This window comes from Bacillus sp. EB106-07-01-XG149, assembly GCF_058791555.1.
Map to the genome: position 1 here is coordinate 168,599 of NZ_JBYTDP010000006.1, position 21,570 is coordinate 190,168.

General features: G+C 34.4%; 18 protein-coding genes and 3 pseudogenes. 1 reads left to right on the top strand and 20 read right to left on the bottom strand.

Features of this window, described 5'->3' with window-relative positions; all coding sequences use genetic code 11:
- Positions 1-61: 61 nt before the first annotated feature.
- The 16 genes and pseudogenes from AC3WTA_RS22795 to AC3WTA_RS22870 form a co-directional block, all read right to left on the bottom strand.
- Positions 62-1,009 (bottom strand): methyl-accepting chemotaxis protein, encoded by a 948-nt coding sequence (locus AC3WTA_RS22795; RefSeq protein ID WP_438357834.1) that lies wholly within the window; start codon positions 1,007-1,009, stop codon positions 62-64.
- Positions 1,001-2,044, bottom strand: a pseudogene (locus AC3WTA_RS22800) (HAMP domain-containing protein); the annotation flags it as partial. The gene AC3WTA_RS22795 and the pseudogene AC3WTA_RS22800, both read right to left, overlap by 9 nt.
- Positions 2,045-2,296: 252 nt before the next feature.
- Complete coding sequence (locus tag AC3WTA_RS22805) at positions 2,297-3,046, bottom strand: C39 family peptidase (protein ID WP_116480681.1); 750 nt, start codon at positions 3,044-3,046, stop codon at positions 2,297-2,299.
- Positions 3,047-3,059: 13 nt separating this feature from the next.
- Entirely contained in the window at positions 3,060-3,881 is an 822-nt protein-coding gene (locus AC3WTA_RS22810) for a hypothetical protein (RefSeq protein WP_000728597.1), read from the bottom strand.
- Positions 3,882-4,087: 206 nt separating this feature from the next.
- The gene (locus tag AC3WTA_RS22815; protein WP_070169388.1) at positions 4,088-5,338 is read right to left on the bottom strand and encodes a sensor histidine kinase; all 1,251 of its coding nucleotides are present in this window, start codon (positions 5,336-5,338) and stop codon (positions 4,088-4,090) included.
- Positions 5,335-6,006 (bottom strand): response regulator transcription factor, encoded by a 672-nt coding sequence (locus AC3WTA_RS22820; protein ID WP_001238626.1) that lies wholly within the window; start codon positions 6,004-6,006, stop codon positions 5,335-5,337. The genes AC3WTA_RS22815 and AC3WTA_RS22820 overlap by 4 nt, the downstream gene beginning before the upstream one ends.
- 150 nt (positions 6,007-6,156) lie before the next feature.
- A pseudogene (locus tag AC3WTA_RS22825) lies at positions 6,157-6,861 on the bottom strand (metallophosphoesterase family protein).
- 415 nt (positions 6,862-7,276) lie between these two features.
- A complete protein-coding gene (locus tag AC3WTA_RS22830) occupies positions 7,277-8,653 on the bottom strand; it encodes an ABC transporter substrate-binding protein (RefSeq protein WP_000060582.1) in 1,377 nt (458 codons plus the stop codon).
- Between the two features lie 21 nt (positions 8,654-8,674).
- A complete protein-coding gene (locus AC3WTA_RS22835) occupies positions 8,675-9,496 on the bottom strand; it encodes a carbohydrate ABC transporter permease (RefSeq protein WP_000635957.1) in 822 nt (273 codons plus the stop codon).
- Entirely contained in the window at positions 9,493-10,425 is a 933-nt protein-coding gene (locus AC3WTA_RS22840; RefSeq protein ID WP_000573567.1) for a carbohydrate ABC transporter permease, read from the bottom strand. Before AC3WTA_RS22840 ends, AC3WTA_RS22835 begins: the two co-directional genes overlap by 4 nt.
- Entirely contained in the window at positions 10,425-11,522 is a 1,098-nt protein-coding gene (locus AC3WTA_RS22845) for an ABC transporter ATP-binding protein (RefSeq protein ID WP_000571376.1), read from the bottom strand. Before AC3WTA_RS22845 ends, AC3WTA_RS22840 begins: the two co-directional genes overlap by 1 nt.
- Positions 11,519-12,085, bottom strand: a complete 567-nt coding sequence (locus AC3WTA_RS22850) for a glycerol-3-phosphate responsive antiterminator (protein WP_000472007.1) — start codon at positions 12,083-12,085, stop codon at positions 11,519-11,521. Before AC3WTA_RS22850 ends, AC3WTA_RS22845 begins: the two co-directional genes overlap by 4 nt.
- A gap of 306 nt (positions 12,086-12,391) precedes the next feature.
- Positions 12,392-13,072, bottom strand: a complete 681-nt coding sequence (locus AC3WTA_RS22855; RefSeq protein ID WP_001239733.1) for a GNAT family N-acetyltransferase — start codon at positions 13,070-13,072, stop codon at positions 12,392-12,394.
- Between the two features lie 163 nt (positions 13,073-13,235).
- Positions 13,236-14,108, bottom strand: coding sequence for an ankyrin repeat domain-containing protein (locus AC3WTA_RS22860; RefSeq protein ID WP_000287346.1), 873 nt, complete (start codon positions 14,106-14,108; stop codon positions 13,236-13,238).
- Between the two features lie 290 nt (positions 14,109-14,398).
- Positions 14,399-14,902: a nitrous oxide reductase accessory protein NosL gene (locus tag AC3WTA_RS22865; RefSeq protein ID WP_001259400.1), complete on the bottom strand. Its 504-nt coding sequence runs from the start codon at positions 14,900-14,902 to the stop codon at positions 14,399-14,401.
- Positions 14,903-15,033: 131 nt separating this feature from the next.
- Complete coding sequence (locus AC3WTA_RS22870) at positions 15,034-15,288, bottom strand: hypothetical protein (protein ID WP_000857382.1); 255 nt, start codon at positions 15,286-15,288, stop codon at positions 15,034-15,036.
- 254 nt (positions 15,289-15,542) lie between these two features.
- On the opposite strand from AC3WTA_RS22870, the gene AC3WTA_RS22875 reads away from it, so the two are divergent.
- Positions 15,543-16,847 (top strand): CitMHS family transporter, encoded by a 1,305-nt coding sequence (locus AC3WTA_RS22875; RefSeq protein ID WP_000880452.1) that lies wholly within the window; start codon positions 15,543-15,545, stop codon positions 16,845-16,847.
- A 46-nt stretch (positions 16,848-16,893) separates the two neighbouring features.
- Here AC3WTA_RS22875 and AC3WTA_RS22880 read toward each other — a convergent pair whose 3' ends face one another.
- The 4 genes and pseudogenes from AC3WTA_RS22880 to AC3WTA_RS22895 form a co-directional block, all read right to left on the bottom strand.
- Positions 16,894-17,586, bottom strand: a complete 693-nt coding sequence (locus AC3WTA_RS22880) for a response regulator (RefSeq protein WP_000503457.1) — start codon at positions 17,584-17,586, stop codon at positions 16,894-16,896.
- The gene (locus AC3WTA_RS22885) at positions 17,586-19,196 is read right to left on the bottom strand and encodes an ATP-binding protein (RefSeq protein ID WP_492333038.1); all 1,611 of its coding nucleotides are present in this window, start codon (positions 19,194-19,196) and stop codon (positions 17,586-17,588) included. Before AC3WTA_RS22885 ends, AC3WTA_RS22880 begins: the two co-directional genes overlap by 1 nt.
- A 182-nt stretch (positions 19,197-19,378) precedes the next feature.
- A complete protein-coding gene (locus AC3WTA_RS22890) occupies positions 19,379-20,326 on the bottom strand; it encodes a methyl-accepting chemotaxis protein (protein WP_371410611.1) in 948 nt (315 codons plus the stop codon).
- Positions 20,321-21,490 (bottom strand): annotated as a pseudogene (locus tag AC3WTA_RS22895) (HAMP domain-containing protein); the annotation flags it as partial. The gene AC3WTA_RS22890 and the pseudogene AC3WTA_RS22895, both read right to left, overlap by 6 nt.
- Between the last annotated feature and the right edge of the window lie 80 nt (positions 21,491-21,570).

Consider the following 21,570-nt stretch of genomic DNA (forward strand, 5'->3'; position numbering starts at 1 on the left):
TAATTGCTGAATAGAAAAATAAGTAAGGTGAAAATAATATCACCTTACTTATCTGCTGTTATTATACTTTAAATTTACTAGTCATGGCTTGTAGTTCTTCGGCCATCCCAGCTAAGTTTTGCGAAGCTGAACTAATTTCTTCCATTGAATTCACTTGTTCTTCTGTTGAAGCAGCAACACTTTGCATACTAGCTGTATTTTCTTCTGCAGCCGCTGCAATTTCATCAATAGCATTTGTCACTTCATTTGCATCTCCAGCAATTCTCTTCGTTGTTTCTACCATTTGATTAACTTGAGAAACAATATGTGTAGTAGAACTTAAAATTTCCGTAAAACTTACTTTCGTTTTTGTTACAACATCAAGGCCTTGTTGAACTTCTCCATTCACATTATCCATCGCCTTAACAGTATGTTCAATATCCGCCTTAATTTCTGCAATTAAATTTGCAATCTCTCCAGATGATTCTCCTGATTGCTCCGCTAATTTTCTAACCTCATCAGCTACAATAGCAAACCCTCGGCCCTGTTCACCTGCTCTTGCCGCTTCAATAGCCGCATTTAAAGCTAATAAGTTCGTTTGAGTAGCGATGTTTTGAATCGCTTCAGAAATAGCTCCTACCTGCTTTGATTTCTCATCAAGAAGTTTAATAATAGCATCTGACTCGGATACCGATCTAGAAATAGACTGCATTTGTTTTGCTGTTTGTTCAACCAATTCTTCCCCTTCTTCAGCTCTTTCTCTCGCATGTAATGAGGAGATAGAAATTGATTCCGCGCTTCCAGTTACATCTTGAATTGCTGTATTTACCTGTTGTAATGTAGCCGCACCTTCTTCAACACCTTGACTTTGTGATTCAGCCCCACCTGATACTTGTTCCATTGCAATTGTAATTTGATCTGTCGCATCATTTGCTTGCTGTACGCTCGCTGTTAACTCTTCAGCCGATGCAGCGACATGTTCTGCTGAAAAACTAATTTGAGTAATCACATCTTGTAAAGAGGCAGACATTTCATTAAATGAATTCCCTAATTTCCCTATATCATCCTTGGAATGGATTGTAATTTTCTCTGTCAAATCTCCCTTACTAATTTTATGTGCCGAGTCAGCTATTTTTCTTAATGGTCTTGTAATAGACTTTGTAATGAAATAAATTAATACACTACCAAATACAATAGCGATAGCAATGACAATCAAAGTCTTATAAAACACTGGATTCGCAGCTTGGGTAATTTCTTCGTCGAACATAACTCCAACTACTTTCCATCCTGTTTTCTCATTTGTTGCAAAGATTAAATTCTTTTTATCACCTTGTTCTGTATAAGACACATTTCCTTGTTTTTCTTCATAAATTGGTTTAATCCACGGATCAGTAACTTTTGCACCTGGTTTTCTAGATGGATGACTAACAATTTGCTTATTTTGATCTAGAATAACTGCATAACCTTTTTCACCAATGTTAATCATTTTGGAAATTTTTAAGATGTTATCTAAATTTAAGTTAATTCCTATAACACCTTTACCATCTTTTACTTCTTTAGCAATTGTCACTACCATATTTTTAGTAGATGCTGATTGATATGGTGCAGTAACAATTACTTTCCCTTTATTTTCATGTGCTTCTTTATACCAAGATCTATCTGTTGGATTATACCCATCAGCCATTTGGATAAATGGTTCTCTTATAAACTTTCCCGCCTGTGTTCCAATATAAATACCTTCTACTTCTGGATGAAGTTTTATATATTGCGCTAACTTCGTTCTTACTATTTCTTCTTGTCCGTTTTGATATGTATCCTCTGTTAAAATGTCTGCAAAGTACGCCGCATCAACAAATTTCTCTTCTATATTTTGAGAAATAACAGTATTTAAAACTGAAATATTTTCCTTTGCTTTACCTGTAATTTGTTGTTCAAAATTTGTTTTGGCAGTTTGATATGAAACACCACCGATAATAAGTCCTGGTATAGTTAAAATAAGAAAAAATGAAATGATTAATTTTTTCTTGATACTCATACATTTAACCCAGTTAAATATTTTTTGCATAATAAGCCTCCTTTATGTAATGTGAATACTTGTGTAATTTTATACAATTAACATATATAAAACAATATATAATGATAACATGTATTTTTTTTGTCAATTATGCATTTTTTCATATTCACTACTTCTAAAGATTTAATCATAAAAAATAAGAGAACTTCAGCTTATATAATAAGCTGAAGTTCTCTTATTTCTTGACAAAAAACACCCACAAAAACTCCTCTTACAGTTCCTTACATCTATTTCCTTACTAATTCATTTAGAGCTTTTCACATAACTAATCGCCTGACTCCCCATTTGCATCCATGCCTTTTCAAATTTTCCTCTCGGCACTTTTACATCTAGGCTATCCTCGAGAGGATCCCGAATATATACAAATTCTTCATCGTATCCAATCAGTACTACACAATGTTCATTATACGTAATAGAAACATCTCCGCTATTTGTTTCCCATGTAGTAAATTCATCTTCATCTAATGGCGCAAATGTTGCATTCGTAATCATAACTACCGGTTGTCCTGATTTTACACTCTTATAAAGTTCTTCTATACTCTTCCCTGTTAAGTCCACAGCTTTATTAGGTAAATACCTTTTCGCTAATTGAAAAAGTGGTCCGTGATATACACCATATCCAGATTCAGAAAAGGTATAAATATTTCCTACAAATCCTTCATTCGGATTCCCACGTACACCATCGTTCATAAAATCAACTTTCTTTATTTCATTTGCTAATTTCATCTTATCCACTGTAATGCCTGCATATTGTAACATCATCGCTAAGCTAGTCACTTCACAGCCTCTATCTAGCTCTGGTAATTGCTGAATTAAAGGTACATTCGATAAGATGACCTTTTCATCATTATTACTAAAATCTGCTTCTTTTCCGCTTTGTATATTGAAGAATGTTAACTTCTCCGCATACTTTGTAATACCATTTGTATATACATTCCATACTGCTATAGCTAGTAAAGCCATACATATATACCACTTCCATCTCCGTATCACTCTCACGCCCTTTTTAGTTCGTTAAATAAAAATAAAACGCGTCAGCATCCGTGCGAATCACCGGTACAAAATTTAGTTCTTTTCCTTTTTCAGGCTGATCTTTTTTAATTTTTTCTGCTAATTCTTGAACGTTCATATTCGTTTTATCCATATTAAGCTCATCTGCCATTTGTAACACTTTTTGTTCATTAATTTCGCTTAATACTTGATATATATCTTTACCATACAAATCAATATGATATTTTTTTGCTTCTTCCTGCACTTTTTGTTCGTACACTTCTTGCGCTAACGTTTCTATCTCTTTTCCTTTTTGTGAAATACCTAACTTCCCTGCTTCCTCTCTTACTTTCGTTCCATAGATTTCTTCCGCAATGTCCTCTATTTCTTTTCCATTTGTCGAAATGCCTAATTTATCCGCTTCATCGCTAATTTTAATCGTATTAATTTGAGTAATTAAATTTACAATCGTTGTATTCTCTATAGATATGCCTAGCTTTAACGCTTCTTGCTTCACTTTTGTTTCATAGATTTCTTCTGAAAGAGTTCCAACGTCTTTTCCTTCAATCGAAATTCCTAACTGTTCAGCTTCTCTTCCTACTTCCGTCTCATGAATTTCTTTTTCTAGCGTAATTTGTTCTTTCCCTTCTGTTTCAATACCTAGATTCTCCGCCTTTTCTTCTGTATGTACCGCATGTATCTTCCCATTATTTAATTGTTCTTTACTGCGCTGCGTGTAATTTGTCTTTCCTTTTGATGTTTCAGAAGGAGAGGCCCCCCCTAGTATGCTTAAGCTCATTACTCCAATAGTGAATACCGTCATCATTTTCTTTTTCAAAATTAATTCCTCCCTCTTACACTTTCTTTTCCATCATTCCCTATACATAATCGAAATAACATTATGATCGATATAATCTGCTCAAATACCTTTTTATAATCGCTTCTTCATGCAACGAACTTTCTGTATATAATACATGTTATAAATAGTTTCTTAACTTTCCCTTAAAAAAAGACGACCTTGTAAAAACAAGATCGTCTTCTCACTTATATTCTTTGGTTTTTAGGGAAATTCACTTCAAAACAAGTACCCTCTCCCCATTTGCTCTCTACTAATATTTTCCCATAATGCTTTTCTACAATCCAATTTGCGATTGAAAGGCCTAATCCCGCTCCTTCTGACGCACTTCTCGCTTTATCACCTTGATAAAAACGATCAAATAATTTTGGGATGTCCTCATCTTTAACCCCTATCCCGTCATCTTTCACCCGTATACGAATTGAGCTGCTCGTTTGCGTACAATCGATTTGAATATGTCCGCCCCCATTTGTATACTTCATCGCATTATCTAACAATATGACCATCATTTGATGAATTCTCTCTCTATCACCCATAAATGATATGTCATGTTCTACTTTCAATATCATCTCTTTTTCTTGATATGAAGCAATTTCCTTATATGGATCTACTATTTCTTCTAACAATGTATCCATTTGAAATGTTTTCTTATCCATCTCAATTTGATTAGAATCCGAACGTGCTAACAATAATAAATTAGTTACAAGCTTAGATAACCGTCTACACTCCTTTGAAATCGTAGAAATATCCATCGCTTTTTCTTCTATTGTCGCAGATGGTGACTGAAATAACACATCCGTTTTTGATTGAATAACTGCAAGTGGTGTCCTTAATTCATGTGATGCATCCGAAACGAATTGCTGCTGTTTTTCCCACGAATTTTGAATGGGTATGAGTGCCCTACCGGCTAAGAAAAAGCCGATGCCTATTGCACATAAACTTCCTACACTACAACCAATAACAAGAATTAAAAATAAAGTATTTAACATTTCTTTTTCAGCTGTTATATCGCGTACAATTTGAACTATTTTTGTATCTTGTTGAAATGCAAACGTTCTAAAATATTGCCCTTGCACTTCTATATCTTGCAAAGTTCCTAATTTCTTTGGAGAAAACTTTTCCAAATTATCTTCAAAGATAAAACGGCGTTTGCCGTTTTCAATACCTATCTCCACTGTGTTTCCAAGCCAAGTTAACTCCGTTATCCTTGGATCCCCAATCGGAGGATATCCCCTAATTTTTTTAGGTAGTTTTTTATCATCTGAATTCTTTCTATGCTGAACAGATTTTCCTATCGATTTATCTACTTCATTATAAATACGATTATATGTGTATGAATAAATGATACTGCCTAATACACCTATTAAGATAATAAATACTAATGAATTCAATATAGTCAATCGAATGCGTGTTTTCTGAAACATGCTTCCCTTTTTCATTGTTCTTTTAATATATATCCAATACCTCGAACAGTTTGAATATCTTTCTGATAACCGAATGGCTCTAATTTTTTACGTAAATGATGTACATACACTTCTACAATTGCTACTGTCGTATCTGAATCAAATCCCCAAACACGATCAAAAATTTGTTCACGCATTAAAATCTTTCCGCTATTTTGAACAAGGTACTCTAGAAGCTCATATTGTTTTAATGTTAACTTCATGCTTTGTCCATCTACTTGAACGTCTTTATCTTTTCCGAACAGTTCAATCCCTTTATAACGAATAGTCTGCTTTGTTGTTAAACTACCGCTTCGTCGTAATAAAGCGCGAATTCTCGCTTTTAACTCTGGAGCCTGAAATGGCTTAACGATATAGTCATCCCCACCAAAGTCCAAGCCTTTCACGCGATCTTCTAAAGAATCTCTCGCTGTCAAAAATAGGACTGGTGTTTCAATCTTTTCATCACGTATTTTTTGAATTACTTCAAAACCGTCCATTTCTGGCATCATCACATCAAGCAAAATGGCGTCATATATATTTTGTAATGCTAGAAATAATCCATCTTCTCCATTCAATGCTGTATCTACTTCAAATTCATCGCGTAATATTTGGACAATAGACTCTAATAAAGAAGCATTATCTTCTACTACGAGTAAGCGCATATTCTCACCTTCCACCATATTGTTCAATTCTATTTATAATTACATTTTAACGTTTTTCTCAATATAAAATTTGAAAGATTTATTATAAAGATTCTTCCTTAAATTTTTCTTAATAAAAAATTGAAAGAAATAAGATTCCCCTTATCTCTTTCAACTTTTTACTACGTACACCTTTTTACTCGGCAATTCTAAACAATTTAATTGGCCACCATATACAGCACCGCCATCAATCCCTATAATACGATTACTCCCAAAATACACGCCGCAATTCTCACTACCATGAAACGTTTTTGTTTCCGTATGACCAAATACAACAACCTTTTCACCACTATACCCACTATGAAACTAATTACGTATCCACATTAACGTATATGGTTCACATTCCGAAACTCGCTTCAATGGCTCAACACCGGCATGTACAAATATATACTCTTCTGTTTCAATGTAATGATCTAATTCTTGAATAAATTTTACATGTTCCTCTAAAACATGCGATTGTAAAATTGGTTTTTGGAAAACTTCTTCATTAACCACAATATCTTCTTCTACAAAGCCATAGCTGTATAAAGTCTTATCTCCACCATTCCTTTTTACCCAATGATTCCATGAACGTTCCTCATCAGTCGTTAATGCCTTAATCATCATATCTTCATGATTGCCCTTTAGAATGAGGGCTCCCTCTTCTTTTAACTCTTTTACCTTTTCAATTACTGCACGCGCATTGGGACCACGATCTACATAATCCCCTAATAAAATCAATTGATCCTGTCTTGCATCATATTGAGCTTCTTCTAATAACTGTTCGAACTTTTCTATTTCTCCATGAATATCACTAATAACAAGAATTCTTTTCATATTATCCCCTTCTTTCTAAGCCACTCTCTTTCTAATTATAGTTTAAAACAACAGAAATTTCTGAATCCATATTCAAAATCACATTTATTACAAATAAAACGATTGTCCTTACAACAATGTAAGTCTCTTGTCATCCAATTCGATAGTTGCAAGTGCTATATTTCCTTATACTAAAAGTAAGAAATGAAACAAAAAACAAGGAGAGATGAGACATGAAAAAAGTGATGGAAGTTGTAGTAGCGGTGGCAGAGGTTTTCGTAAATGGCAAACAAGTTGCAATGGAGTTAAACAAATAATGAAAAGGACAAGATTCATTCTAGACCCTTTACTCATATAAAAGAGATAAGACTTCTTCATTTTTTTGATCCCTTATCTCCTTGAAAAAGCCGTATCCTTTTTCGGATACGGCTTTTTCTTATTTTTGACTCGTACGAGCTGAAATACTAATTGCTCTATCAGTTGCTTTGGCAGCTTCATCTAACGCTTCTTTACTATTCTTTCCGTCATACATTGCTTCTAATGCTTTTACAACTGCATCTCGTGATTCTGGGAATACATTAATTAATGCTCCTTGAGTTGCTGGAGATTGCTTCGTCGCTTGTAATTGTTCCACTGTTACTTTTAGCTGTGGATATTTTTCATATTGCTCTTTTACTAATGGTTCATTGTATGCATCTGGATTAATAGAGAAATAGCCTGTTGCAGTATGCCATTTTGCTTGTACGTCTGGCTTCGTTAAATATTTCATAAAGTCCCAAGCACCTTGTTGTGTTTCTTCTGAAACCATATTCGTCATCCATAATGATGCTCCGCCAATAACAACACCATTTTGTTTCGAATCCTCTGGATATGGAATATATGACACGCCTACATTAAACTTAGATGCATCAATTAAGTCGCGAACACCAGCTGAAGAATCTAAATACATAGCAACTTGTCCAGACTGGAACGCGGCACGAATATCATCCCAACTTGCTCCATATTTTCCAAGTGCGCCAGCTTTATTTAAATCATCTAACATTCCAAATACTTTCTGTCCTTCTTTATCGTTAAATACCGCCTTCTTTGCAGCATCTTTGCGACCGTTTTCGTTATCTACATATAAAGCACCTTGTGTCGCTAACAATTCTTCAAAGAACCAACCATAATTCAGCATGGAGAATCCATATTGTTTTACATTTCCGCCTTCTTTAATCGTTAACTTTTTCGCTGCTTCTTGTAATTCCGCATACGTTTTCGGAGCTTTTTCTGGATCTAAGCCCGCCTTTGCGAAAGCATCTTTATTATAAATTAGTACTGGTGTAGATGAATTAAATGGCATAGAATACATTTTTCCATCAACTGAATAATAATTTGTAATTGCTTTTTCCAACTTTGAGGTGTCGTACTTATCTTTTTTTATCCAACTATCAATTGGCGTAATCTTTTTGCTATCAATCATATATTTTGTTGTAATTTCACTCGACTGAACAAGAGCTGGCGCTTCTTTCGTAGCAGACATCGTTCTAAATTTCGTTAAAGACTCTTCATATGTCCCTTGGAACTCTGCCTTTATCTCGTATTTATTCTGTGACTTATTATAGTCTGCAACAAGCCCATCTAGTACGCCTTGTGTTTTTCCACCCATCGCATGCCAAAAACGAATTACAGTCTTATCACCATTTTTTTCAACTGGTGCTACTTTTGCCTGCGCTTCAGATTTCCCCTCCGTTTTACTACTTGAACAAGCGGCACTAGATAATGCCATTGTTGCTGCCATTAATAGAGCAGCACCTTTTTTAACTAAACTCATTTTAATCTCACCTTCTCTTGGTTATTTAATTGCACCTTTTGTTAATCCTTGTTGTAATTGCTTTTGCCCTACAAATAGTAAAATCAGTGTTGGAATGACAATAACCGTAACACCGGCCATTACGCTTCCCCAATCAGTTGCAACTTCTTGAGACTGAAGCTGCTTTACACCAATTTGAACTGTTCTTACTTTTTCATCAGTGGTCACTAAGAGTGGCCATAAGTACATATTCCATGTTGTTAAAAAACTATATACTCCAAGCGTAATAAAACTCGTTTTACAATACGGAATTACGACGCTAAATAAAAACCTTACATTTCCAATCCCTTCAATAAAAGCTGCTTCTTTCAGTTCATTCGGAAGCGTCATAAAATGTTGACGTAACAAGAAAATACCGAAAGCTGTTGCAAAAAACGGCACTGTCATCCCAGCAAAGCTATTGATCCAACCGAAGTTTTGAATCGTTAAAAAGTTCGGTACCATCGTTGCTTCCCACGGAATAAGCATCGTTGAAATAAACAGGAAGAAAATAAGGTTTCTTCCTTTAAACTGTAAAAAGACAAAAGCATAAGCCGCTAAGCTTGATACGATAAGTTGTCCAATCATAACGACTGTCGATACAACTAAACTGTTGTACAAGTATGTCAAAAGCGGTACTTTTTGAAAAATATTAATAAAATTATCGAAAGTAAATTGGGTCGGAAATAGCCTTCTCATTTGAATATCATCTGGTGTCATAAAGCTTATTAAAAACGCATAGAGTACAGGAAAAAACACCATTACTACACTAATAATGAGCAGCATATATAATAGGAAATTTTGTTTCCACTGTTTAACGATCATTTATAATGCACCTTTCTCTCAGCAAACTTAAATTGAAGTAATGTAGCAATGAAAATGAAAACAAATAATATCATCGCTTGTGCACTTGCTGTTCCAAATTGATGATTCACAAACGCCTCTTTATAAATCGAGTACACAATTAAATTTGTTGCATCATTTGGTCCACCGTGCGTTAAAATATCAATTTGTCCAAAGCTTTGGAACGCACTAATTAACGTTACTGTCACGATAAAGAATAAAGTTGGTGATAGCATCGGTAATGTAACACGGCGAAGCTTATATAAATAGCTAGCGCCATCTATAGATGCACTCTCATATAAAGACGTATCAATATTTTGTAAACCACCTAATATAACTAAAAATGCAAATCCTGTATTCACCCAAACCGTTGTAACCGATACAGAGAACAATGCCCAATCTGGACTCGTTAACCATGCGATTGCAGGTAGATTCATAGAGGCTAATATATTATTAAATAACCCGACACTTGGATGAAATAAAAATAGCCAAATCACCGCACTAGCAGCTACTGATATTCCCATAGTGGAAGAAAATAACACACGGAATAACCCAATACCTCTTACTTTTCCATTTGCAATCAATGCAAGAAATAAAGCGAATATAATACTCGTAGGCACTGTATATACAACAAATAATAAAGTTGACTTTATGCTTTTGTAGAAAGCAGGATCAGAAAATAAGTATTGATAATTTTCTAAGCCAACAAAAAGATTAGCTTCTCCGTGTATATCTGTTAAATAAAAGCTATAGTAAATCGTCCTAAATAATGGATAAAAAAGAAAAATCGAAAATAGTAAAATAGGTGGCGCCAAAAATAATAATCCTATTCTTAAATCTTTCGTTTTACTCCATAAACTCTTCTTTTTTGACACTTTTGCTTGTGCTGGTAACTTGCCTACCTCAATCATTATTTCGCCACCACTTTCAACTCTTCTTCAGCTACCACTTTTAATCGTTCATTCGTATTTTGGTGAAAGAAGCATAACTTATCTTGCGAGAATAATAATTTTACTTTGTCACCTTTGTTCAGGAGTAGCTGTCCAATGACTTTTGCACTCCAAGTTATTCCATTTACCGCGAAATTTAATATAGATTCGTTCCCTAATACTTCTACAGATTGTAACGTGACTTCTTGCCCTTCCCCAGACAGTTCAATATGTTCAGGACGCATGCCTATTCGAATTGTTCCTTCTGGTAATTGCTTTAACAGTCCATTAGATAATGGAATTTGCAATTGCCCTATATGTAATACACCTTTTTCTTTGTCCATTTCTCCATCATTTATATTCATCGAAGGAGACCCTATAAAGCTTGCAACAAATTCATTCGCTGGTTCGTTATATATATCAAGCGGTGTTCCAACTTGCTGTATGCTTCCTTTATTTAAGACCATGATACGATCTCCCATAGTCATCGCTTCTATTTGATCGTGAGTAACGTAAATCATTGTAATTCCTAACCGTTGCTGAATTTCTCTAATTTCAATCCTCATTTGCGCACGTAATTTCGCATCTAAATTCGAAAGTGGTTCATCCATTAAACAAATTGGTGCTTGACTCACGATCGCCCTAGCAAGCGCAACACGCTGTCTTTGTCCCCCTGATAATTGTCCTGGCTTCATTTTTACATACTCTTTCAGTCCTACCATTTCAATTGCTTCCATTAATCGCTTTTGTCGCTCTTCTTTTTGTACTTTTCTTACCTTAAGTCCGAATAAAATGTTTTCTTCTACAGATAAGTGTGGATATAGCGCATAATTTTGAAATACCATTGATAGATTACGGTCTTTCGGCTCTAAATCATTTGCAACATGTTCATTAATAATTAAGTCCCCCGAAGAAATCTCTTCTAAGCCAGCAATCATTCGTAATAGTGTACTTTTCCCACATCCTGAAGGTCCAACTAAAACAAAAAACTCGCCCTTTTTAATGTGAACCGATACACCTTTAACTGCTGTCTCTTCCGCATTTTTATACACCTTTGAAACATTTTTCAATTCAATCACAAGATTGCACTCCTTTTTTCTTCGTGTATCCATACTTCATAATGACTCGTTGAAATTGCACTTGCTCCTGCACGAATAGCAATTTCCGCATCTTCTCGTGTTTGAATCAGTCCGCCTGCAATAATAGGAAATTCTATTTCTTCTGCTAACTGCTTAATAATGGAAGGCATAATACCAGGCATAATCTCTACCGCATTCGGTTTAGTCGTTTTACAATTCTCAATTGATTTTGTAAGAGATAAAGTATCAACAATAAAAATGCGTTGAATCGTTTTTAATCCAATTTTATTAGCATTTCGAATTGTCGAACCTTTTGTTGAAATAATACCCTGCGCCCCGATAACATCTTGAATATACAAAAGAGCTTCCTCTGTATTTGTATTTAAACCTTGTATAAAATCACAATGAAGAAATACATCATGTCCATGCTTCTGTAATTCATATACACGCTCTGGTAACTCCAGCATTGAACCAGTCATAAGAAAAACTGTTTTCGGTAATTTTTTGTATGTTTTGTACCCTTTCCAATCTTTTATCATCGCGATATAAGGTTCTTTAAACATTCGTTCCACCTAGCTTTTCTATTTTTATCCAAACTAAAAACACCTACTTACATAGAACACCTTTCTCCTTATTTGAACTCTAGGAAATAGAGCACACCTAAGAAAGTGGCACGTTATATGTAAGCGGGTGTTCTCAAATGTTCTCTACCCTAGTTATTCTGTTACCTTTACTATATTACGCATTTATTAAGTCAGTTTTGATAGATTGTTAATTAGATGTTAATCGAATGTTAATATTCACCATATTTTTTAACAATAATCTAAATATACGAATGAACCCCAACAGCAAACAACTATTTTCAAAATTTAAGTGATATGCAAATTCATTCCATAGTTAATCAGTTTTAGTTTTCTCGCAACTGCTTGTGAAGCATAATTATCCCAAGAAGTACTATAAAGTGGAATGCGTTTTTCTTCTTGTATCGATATCGCCCATGCTGTAACAACATCAGTACCATATCCATTCCCTTGAAACTCCGCTAAAGTTTCCACACTCGCCTCAGCAGCTAGAGGCGTACTCCTAGCACTGCAACATATAGAAACTACCTTTTCATTTTTTACAATTGCAAAGTAAGGTTGCCTCCATTCCATCTGTTCTATTAGATTAGGAAAATTTTCTCGCAAAAGCCCTTTATTCTTCTCTGTTATCTGTATTGCTCTAGTTGGCTTATGTAAATTATTCGAGAACATGAAAGCAGGGCCCATCCAAATATTTTTCACTGTTCTTTCTTCATTTAATACATCAATGATCTTTGCTATCTCTATATGATTTGAAGGTTCTCGAATTAATTTCTCAATCTTACCTACCGTTCCATCATCCAGATCACAATGATATCTCGTTATACTCCCTTCACGAGTTCTGCCAAGAAAAAAGCGTGGTGCTTTCGGATTCCCTTGTTCATTTACATATTTCATTTTTCCTACTTGATTATGAACAAATAAAACCTCTACCTGAATTGCTATTAAATCAAGTTCTGAAAGCCTCATTTATATCCTCCTTAGTTACTCCATATACCATTCATAATCTATTTTTCATGCACAAAACAAAAATCCCATTCAAATACACATTACTGAATCCATCATACTAAATGACTTCTTCATTCTGTCTATCTAAATGAGATTATTTCGTACTTTTTATTTCTTTATCTTGTTATTCCACTGGTTGTGGTTGTGGCTGTACGACTTCATTCGCTCCAGCTAACCTCAACATATTTGCAATATCTTTAAAACCTCTTTTTTCAGCATATTGCAGTGGCGTAATATTTTCCTTATTGGCCATATTTACATCTGCCCCGTGGTCAATAAGCATTTGAATTACTTTCTTATGATTTTCACTACCATTTCCTAATACGATTGCTTCTACTAAAGCCGTTCCACCACGAGCATTTCTATAATTCACATCAATATCTGTATGCTCTAACAATTCTTTTACAACCTCTATATGGCCACGTTCAGATGCAGAAATGAGTGCTGTTCCACCTGATTTAGTAATTTCTTTCGTATTAACCCCTGCATTAATTAGTAGCTTTACAATGTCTGTATATCCTTCTCTACTTGCATAAAGAAATGGATTACTTTGTTTCTCATCTTTACTTTCAATATTAGCACCTGCACCAATTAATGCTTTAACTGTCTCTACATGATTTTGATACGTTGCTGCAAGGATAGGAGTTTCTCCGTTGTCACCTTCTACGTTTATATTGGCTCCATCTTGAATCAGCTTCATAGCTGTTTCCGTGTCGCCAAGAGTCGCAGAAAGTAGCAACTGTTTGTCCATTAAATTTATACTTTTTTCTTCTTTAGGTTCTTCCTGTTCTTTATGCTTTTCTTTTTTCTTTTCGTTTTTCACATGAACCGGTTTCGATTCTGGCTCCTCTTGCTTATCGCAAGCCACTACCGTCATTAAAAGTCCTAATAACATACATAATAAAATTTTTTGTTTTCTCACAACTACAGCTCCTATGAAAGATAATGTTTTCTTAACCATTCCTCCATCACATACAATAACTCTTCTTGAGTACATTTATCCATAAGCCCTTTATATTCCTTCTTTAATCGGATTATCTTAAAACCTATACTATGTTTCTCAACCTATTGGAATGATGTGCCTGATGGCCTCATCATTAACATTATGAAGCAATTAGTTTAGCACGATTTTACCGCATTTGTATACATTTCTAAAAAGTACATAAATGATTGCTTTAGGTTACTATATTCCATTGTAACCGTTCTTCTAAAAATTTTACACCTTTTCTATATTTGCACCTGAGTAATAATAAAAAAAGACAACTATATAGTTGTCCTTTTCTATTATTAATGATGTCCACCGTGATTTCCTTTTTTCGGGTTCCCCATCATTTCTTTATTCATTTCCCATTTATGCTCTGCTAGCTCTTTATATGAAAGAACTTTCCCTTTATAGTTAGACACAAAGCTTTCTGCATCCTTTTTATTTTCAAATGAAATGACATTATAGGCCATCGGTGTCTTTATTGTTTTATCATATACGTAAGTCGCATCTTCTAATGAAATCCACTCTTTCGAATCATAATCTCGAACAAATTTTTCTTTCGTCTTTTCACCTGGATTAATCTCCATCCATTTATACATACAACCGATATCATCAAACTTTAACGCTTTTCCATTTTCTAAAATGACTTCTGTTGCAAATTGATTATCCATTACCCCAATTTGGCAAATATCACACTTATCATGTTTCTCATCAATTGCTACAGCCTCTGCTTGTTTCTTACCACATCCTACTATTGTAAAGACAAAGAATAAGCATATAGCAAACATCACATACTTTGTTCTCATTTTATTTCCTCCCTAACCGCATCTTCCACAAAGAGAATATCAAAAACTTGTGTGAGATTTGTGAAAAAACAATGTACTTTTTGTAATATATGGAACAAAAAAGATGTGCAGTCATTTCTACACATCTCTCATCATTCACAACCTGTAATTAATAAATCATCTTCTAACTTAACTAATAATATATCTGTATTAATTTGTTGCCCAACAACTACATTTACTAATCTTATATTTCCACTAATACCGACCGCAACTTTTTCAAGCTCACCGTTATTTTTTCGGATCATCATTAAATTTTCCCACTCATATACGTAAGAAGATTCATTAACAAAAATCTCTTCTACTTTTCCTTCATAAGAACTATAAATCTCTTCAATTCTCGTTTTCATATAAAATCTACTCCCTATTTCACACTTCAATATTTTCATCTTATTCTACCATTCTTACGGAGAGCAGCTTACTTTTTAAAAATTCAAATTAACTACCGTGAACAAAATGACCAAAATAAAAATTATGCTTCTAATGATGTTATTTTTCAAATTATTTACCATTTGAATGAATGCTTTTATGATAAATAAAAAACACTTTTTTCTGAATTTTCATTACATTTTGAAAGCGCAATCATTTTTGAGGGGGAGATTACATGTTAGCACTACTTGGATTTGCGATGGTATTTGTCTTTATGTTTTTAATTATGACGAAACGTATGTCGGCACTAGTAGCATTAATATTAATTCCAATTACTTTCGCATTAATTGGTGGTTTTTATGCAAATATGGGACCTATGATGTTAGAAGGAATTCAAAAACTAGCACCTACTGGTATTATGCTTATGTTTGCTATTTTGTATTTTGGAATTATGATTGATAGCGGTTTATTCGATCCTGTCATTAGTAGGATTTTAAAATTTGTAAAAGGAGATCCTTTAAAAATTGTTGTTGGTACAGCGATTCTTACTATTATCGTTTCATTAGATGGGGATGGAACAACAACGTATATGATTACGGTTTCCGCAATGTACCCATTATATAAACGCCTTGGAATGAATCCACTTATATTAGCTGGGGTTGTTATGTTAGGAGCAGGAGTGACAAATCTTACACCATGGGGCGGACCGACAGCTCGGGTTATGAGTGCTCTTGGACTAGACGCATCAGAGCTCTTTACACCACTTATACCAGGAATGATTGCTGGTGCAATTTGGGTCGTTTTCGTTGCTTACTATCTTGGAAAAAAGGAAAGAAAACGATTAGGAATTATGGATGTACAATATTTAAAACAAATGCAAACGATGGATGAGCAAGCTGCAACAGTAGAAGCTGCCGTTCATAAACGCCCTAAACTTCTATGGATTAACTTTTTATTAACTGTTACCTTACTTGTTTGTCTCATACTAGAAGTTATGCCGTTACCTGTTTTATTTACAATCGCTTTCGCTATTGCTGTTATGCTTAACTATCCAAACTTAGAACAACAGAAAGAACGTATTGCTTCTCACGCAGGAAACGTATTAGCGGTTGTTTCTCTCGTATTTGCCGCTGGAATTTTCACTGGTATTTTATCAGGAACAAAAATGGTAGATGCAATGGCTCAAAGTGTAGTTACTCTTATACCTGACGCTCTTGGGCCACAACTACCGATTATTACAGCTCTTCTTAGTATGCCGTTCACATTTTTCATGTCCAATGATGCATTTTACTTCGGGGTACTACCTATTTTAACGAAAGCTGCGGCTGCTTACGGAATTAGTGCAGCTGAAATGGGACGCGCTTCATTACTCGGGCAACCTGTTCACTTATTAAGTCCTCTTGTCGCTTCCACTTATTTATTAGTCGGAATGGCCAAAGTTGATTTTGGTGAACATCAACGCTTTACGTTACTTTGGGCTGTTGGAACGACAATGGTGATGTTAATTACGGGAATTGTAATCGGAATTATTCCAATATAAGACGTAAAAAACAGTAGAAGAAATGTAATTCTCTACTGTTTTTTTGTTATGAAGAAACAAGAAAATACCTTCTTTCTGGTCTCCCTACACTCCCATATATAAGCTCCGCATGAACTTTCTTTCCAGATATTAAATACTCTAAATAGCGCCTCGCTGTTGATCGGCTTACCCCAACCATTGAGCTTAACACTTCTGCCGTAATACCTTCTTCATCAACTGTTAACATATGCTTTTTTATTTTTGCTAAAGTTAAAGGATCTATCCCTTTCGGGGCATATTCTATTTCATTTCCCTTTACGCCTCTTTGAGACCATAAATGTTCAATTTGCTCTATAGATAATTGATTAGTTTTCTTTAACTGCACAATCTTTTTTTGGTAACTTTCCAAACTCGCCCTAAATCGATCAAACATAAGTGGCTTTACGATATAATCTGTTACTCCGCCTCGTAGAGCGTGCCTCACCACATCTGTTTCCGATGCAGCTGTAATCATAATAATATCTGTATCATGCAAATTATGCCTAATATATGTGACAAGTTCCGTTCCTTGCATGTCAGGTAAGTACACGTCTAATAAAACGAGTTGTGGCTTCACAAACTCTAGCCATTCTTTCGCTTGTTCTCCAGTCGTTGCTGTTCCAATTACTTTAAATCCCTCAATCTTTTCAGTAAAACGACGATGAATGTCCGCAATTCGAATATCATCTTCTACAATCAATACTTCAATCTCCTCACCCATTACAATTCGCCTCTCTCTTTTGGTAATGCAATAATAAATAATGCACCACCTAAATCCCCTTTTTCGATTGCAATACTTCCATTTAAATCTTCTACTAACTCTTTCACTTTTGCTAATCCATATCCTCGTTTCCCGCCTTCTTTCGTAGAGAAGCCTTTATAAAATATGCTAGTAATGACTTCATCATGAATCCCTTGTCCTGAATCTTCCACTTCAATTACTATCTCTTCTCCAATATCAGTTACAAACATCCTTACCTTCTTATCATTCTCTTCATTTCTTTCAATTGCTTCAAATGCATTCGTAATTAAATTTCCTAAAATAGAAACGACGTAATTACTCTCAATATGCGGGCTTAATTTATCTAAGCTACTTTCTCGATCTAGCATAAAATCAATCTTTAACTCTCGCGCTCTATTATAGAATCCAATTAAAATTCCACCTAACCATGGATTTTGAATTCGCTTCATAATAAATTGAACAAAATCTTGATATACCGCTGTTTCCTTATGAATAAGCTCTAAAGCATCTTCATATGATTCTAACTGGATAAGACCTGAAAGCGTATACAACAAATTGTTATATTCATGCGTTTGCGCTCGTAATGCCTCTGTATATTGCTTCGTCTGAGATAACTCTGCTGTTAACTGATCCATTTCAGATTTCAAACGTAAGCTCGATACAACGCCAGTTACTTTATTTTTCACTTTAATAGGTAGACGGTTCGCAATAACAGCCTGCCCTTTTATATTTAATTGACGATCAAACTGTTCTTCACCAGTTTGAAGTACATCTAGTATCGTTGAATTAGGAATTACATTTAAAATAAATTCTCCAATAATATTACGCTGTTCATCTAACGAAAGAATATCATAAGCCGCTTGATTGACTAAACTAATCATGCCATTGTAATCAATGACAATAATCCCTTCACGTACAGATTGAATCACTGTACTATGCTCTTCATATAAAGATGAAATTTCTTCTGGCTCCATCCCAAACATCATTCTTTTTATACTTCCGGCTAAATATATAGAACCAATTATCCCGATTAAAAGACCTATTACTGTAATCCAAAATACACGCTTTCCATATACTTCTACCGCTCCATGAATATCATTCATTGAAAATCCAACAGACACCACGCCTATAATTTCATTTTCCTGATTACGGATTGGAACTTTGCCGCGTAATGAAGGACCTAATGATCCAGTTGCTTTCGAAATATAAGATTTTCCTTCTAATAGAACTCCTTTATTATCTCCACCAACCATTGCTTCTCCTATTTTATCTCGCTTAGGATGTGCATATCGAATCCCCTCTTTGTTTCCAACTACAATAAAATCAGCATCTGTATCAATTCGAATTTTTTCTGCAATTGGCTGAATAATAGAAGCTGGATTTTCTTTTTGAAAAGCTTCCGTTATTTCAGGTATAGCAGCAACTGTTTTTGCAACATGCAAAGCCCGTTTACCAATTTGCTCTTCTACCGTTTCAGACAATATATAATAAAATAAATAACTCGTTAACAGAAGTACAACTAGAATAAGTGTACTAATTGTTAATGTAATTCTCGGTTGTAGTTTTAATTTTTTAAGCCTCAAAACCATTCCCCTAACATAATTAAAGATAGAATTTAACGAAAATACAGTCTTTTATAATTTTACCTAATCATAACACGGTTACTCTATATTTCTTTATTTTTATCTTCATAAACTGAAACTTTAATCAACCCACAAATAGCGGGATAAAAAAAGAAACGAGGTACAATTACTACCTCGTTTCTTTTTTATTACACTTTAAATTTCCCAATCATCTCTTGTAATTCTTCTGCCATTTGCGATAAATGAACTGCTGCTGCATTGATTTCATCTACTGAAGCTAATTGTTCTTCTGAAGAACCAGCAATATTTTGAACGCTTGCTGCATTTTCTTCAATCGTAGCTGCAATTTCATTAATAGATGCACTGACTTGTTTTGCATCTACTGTCATTTGCTTCGCTACTTCTACCATACTATCAATTTGTACAACTGTATCATCTGTAGACTTCAATATTTCAACAAAGCTTTGCTTCGTTTCATTTGCAACTACAAGTCCTGATTGTACTTCTGTCCCAACTTGCTTCATAGAGCTTACTGTTTCTTTTATGTCAAATTGTATCTCTTTTACTAGTTTTCCAATTTCCGTAGAAGACTGTCCTGATTGTTCTGCTAACTTTCGCACTTCATCTGCTACAATTGCAAATCCTCTTCCTTGTTCTCCAGCTCTCGCAGCCTCAATTGCAGCATTTAATGCTAATAAATTTGTCTGCTCTGCAATATGTTGAATTACCTCAAGGATTGCTCCAATTTGTTTCGATTTATCATCTAACAACACAATCACTTTATCTGATTTTGAAACAGACTCATGGATTAATTGCATTTGATTCACCGTTTGTTCAACTAACTTCCCACCATCTTCAGCCTTTTTCTTCGTATACATAGATGCTGTGGATACTAATGAAGAACTGTCTGCCACACGTTGAATTCCTTCTGTAACTTCTTCTAATAATGTCGCGCCTTCTTCGACTTCTTTCGTTTGTATTTCCGCTCCACTCGACACTTGCTCTATCGCTTGTGTAATTTGTTCCGTTGCTTCACTCGTTTGCTTCATACTAGCTGTTAATTCTTCTGAAGATGCCGCTACATGACCTGCTGAAGTATTTATATTGGAAATGACATTCTGTAATGATGCTGCCATCTCGTTAAAGCTTTCTCCTAGCTGTCCAATTTCATCTTTAGAATGAACTGCAATAGATTCTGTTAAATCGCCTTCACTAATCTTTTTCGATGATATAACAAGTTGTTTTAACGGATTAATAATAGAAGCAATTATGAAGTAAATTAAAATCCCGCCAATTATTAATGAAATACCAATAACAGTTATCGTTTTATAGAAAATAGGTTCAGCTGCTTCAATAATTTCTTTTGAAGGCATAATTCCTGCTATTTTCCATCCAGTTTTCTTATTCGTTTTAAAAGTAATATTACGGTCTTCACCCTCTAATGAATAATGAAAATCACCAGATTCCTGTTTATAAAATTCCTTACTAAGTTTCTCTTCTAATTTCTCTCCCGGCTTCATTTTCGGGTGTGCTACTACATTTTTATCTTGATCAAATATTGCTACATACCCTTCCTTACCGATATTAACCATCTTGGAAGTAGTAACAATATCATTAATTATTAAGTCAATCCCAAGAACGCCACTTTTATCCTCATTTTGTTTCGCTAGTGTAATAACAATATTCCCTGTCGTTTGTGACTTATATGGAGCAGTTACAATTACCTCTCCGCTTTTCTTCACTGCCTCTTTATACCAATCTCTTTCTGTAGGATTATATCCGTCTGGCATCTGAATAGCTGGTGATTGAATAAACTGTCCATTACTAGATCCTGTATAGATTGCTTCCATTTCTGGATGTAATTTGTTGTATTCTTCTAGTTTATTTTGGATGTTTTGAATTTGGTCTGCTTGGTAACTTGAGTGTGTGAATAATTTCGTAAAATAAGTTGCATCTACTTTTTTACTATCCAATTCCTTGTTAATTACATTATCCAAAATTTTTATATTATCTTTCGCCGAGTTTACAATCGTTTCATTAAAATTCGTCTTGGCCTGCTGATAAGACGTCCAACCAATTACAATACTTGGAAGAATTAAAATCATAACAAATGATACAAGTAACTTTGCTTTTAAACTACTACTCCTTAATTTCCCTTGAAACATATTTCTACCCCTCCATACCGTTTTAAATGTAATTGTTTTACATTTAATTTCTTTATATAAATCATACGATTCAAATGTATCAATGCGACTCTCTATCTCTTTCTCTATTGAAGAGTTGATACATACCTTTTTCATTCTATATAAATTAAATAATTAAAACAATATATAAAAATGTATATTATTCGAAATATTATAATTCACTGAAGAACCTCTAG

Coding starts and splice junctions, on each gene's coding strand:
- AC3WTA_RS22795 (WP_438357834.1), bottom strand. CDS start 1,009: ATGTCTGCCTCTTTACAAGATGTGATTACTCAAATTAGTTTTTCAGCA.
- AC3WTA_RS22855 (WP_001239733.1), bottom strand. CDS start 13,072: ATGAGGCTTTCAGAACTTGATTTAATAGCAATTCAGGTAGAGGTTTTA.
- AC3WTA_RS22865 (WP_001259400.1), bottom strand. CDS start 14,902: ATGAGAACAAAGTATGTGATGTTTGCTATATGCTTATTCTTTGTCTTT.
- AC3WTA_RS22840 (WP_000573567.1), bottom strand. CDS start 10,425: ATGATTGAGGTAGGCAAGTTACCAGCACAAGCAAAAGTGTCAAAAAAG.
- AC3WTA_RS22815 (WP_070169388.1), bottom strand. CDS start 5,338: ATGAAAAAGGGAAGCATGTTTCAGAAAACACGCATTCGATTGACTATA.
- AC3WTA_RS22835 (WP_000635957.1), bottom strand. CDS start 9,496: ATGATCGTTAAACAGTGGAAACAAAATTTCCTATTATATATGCTGCTC.
- AC3WTA_RS22890 (WP_371410611.1), bottom strand. CDS start 20,326: ATGGCAGCATCATTACAGAATGTCATTTCCAATATAAATACTTCAGCA.
- AC3WTA_RS22875 (WP_000880452.1), top strand. CDS start 15,543: ATGTTAGCACTACTTGGATTTGCGATGGTATTTGTCTTTATGTTTTTA.
- AC3WTA_RS22870 (WP_000857382.1), bottom strand. CDS start 15,288: ATGAAAACGAGAATTGAAGAGATTTATAGTTCTTATGAAGGAAAAGTA.
- AC3WTA_RS22885 (WP_492333038.1), bottom strand. CDS start 19,196: ATGGTTTTGAGGCTTAAAAAATTAAAACTACAACCGAGAATTACATTA.
- AC3WTA_RS22850 (WP_000472007.1), bottom strand. CDS start 12,085: ATGTTTAAAGAACCTTATATCGCGATGATAAAAGATTGGAAAGGGTAC.
- AC3WTA_RS22820 (WP_001238626.1), bottom strand. CDS start 6,006: ATGCGCTTACTCGTAGTAGAAGATAATGCTTCTTTATTAGAGTCTATT.
- AC3WTA_RS22830 (WP_000060582.1), bottom strand. CDS start 8,653: ATGAGTTTAGTTAAAAAAGGTGCTGCTCTATTAATGGCAGCAACAATG.
- AC3WTA_RS22880 (WP_000503457.1), bottom strand. CDS start 17,586: ATGGGTGAGGAGATTGAAGTATTGATTGTAGAAGATGATATTCGAATT.
- AC3WTA_RS22860 (WP_000287346.1), bottom strand. CDS start 14,108: ATGTACTCAAGAAGAGTTATTGTATGTGATGGAGGAATGGTTAAGAAA.